Below are 914 nucleotides of genomic sequence, written 5' to 3' on the forward strand. Positions count from 1 at the left end.
AAGAAGGGCTACGTGAACGCCTTCGGCGCGATCTCCGCCGGCCAGGCCATGCAGCAGGCCAAGGCTGGTTTGGAGGCTGTGTACCTGTCGGGCTGGCAGGTGGCCGCTGACGGCAACACCTCGGAAACCATGTACCCCGACCAGTCGCTGTACGCCTACGACTCGGTGCCGACCATGGTGCGCCGCATCAACAACACCTTCAAGCGCGCTGACGAAATCCAGTGGGGCCGCGGCATCAACCCGGGCGAAAAGGAGTTCATCGACTACTTCCTGCCCATCGTGGCCGATGCCGAAGCCGGTTTTGGCGGCGTGCTCAACGCCTTCGAACTCATGAAGAACATGATCGCCGCCGGTGCTGCAGGCGTGCACTTCGAAGACCAGCTGGCCGCCGTGAAGAAATGCGGCCACATGGGCGGCAAGGTGCTGGTGCCTACGCAGGAGGCTTGCGAAAAGCTGATCTCGGCCCGCTTCGCCGCCGACGTCATGGGTGTCTCGACCATCGTGCTGGCACGCACCGATGCCGAGGCCGCCAACCTGATCACGTCCGACCACGACGCCAACGACAAGCCCTTCCTGACCGGCGAGCGCACGCCAGAAGGCTTCTACCGCGTCAAGAACGGGCTGGAGCAGGCCATCAGCCGCGGCGTGGCCTACGCTCCCTACGCCGACCTGGTGTGGTGCGAAACGGGTGTGCCGGACATCGGCTTCGCCCGTGAATTCGCCCAGGCCGTGCACGCTGCCTGCCCCGGCAAGCTGCTGTCGTACAACTGCTCGCCGTCCTTCAACTGGAAGAAGAACCTCAACGACAAGCAGATCGCCTCGTTCCAGGAAGATCTCTCGGCGCTGGGCTACAAGTTCCAGTTCATCACGCTGGCCGGCATCCACATCAACTGGTACAACACCTTCCAGTTCGC

General features: G+C 63.3%; 1 protein-coding gene. It reads left to right on the forward strand.

All coding sequences use genetic code 11. From position 1 onward, the window contains the following. Positions 1-914 (forward strand): isocitrate lyase (aceA, locus tag QZH66_RS17140; RefSeq protein WP_305807050.1); only part of this gene is annotated, 914 nt, incomplete at both ends.

Source organism: Stenotrophomonas sp. YIM B06876, assembly GCF_030711595.1.
Taxonomy (GTDB): domain Bacteria; phylum Pseudomonadota; class Gammaproteobacteria; order Xanthomonadales; family Xanthomonadaceae; genus Stenotrophomonas.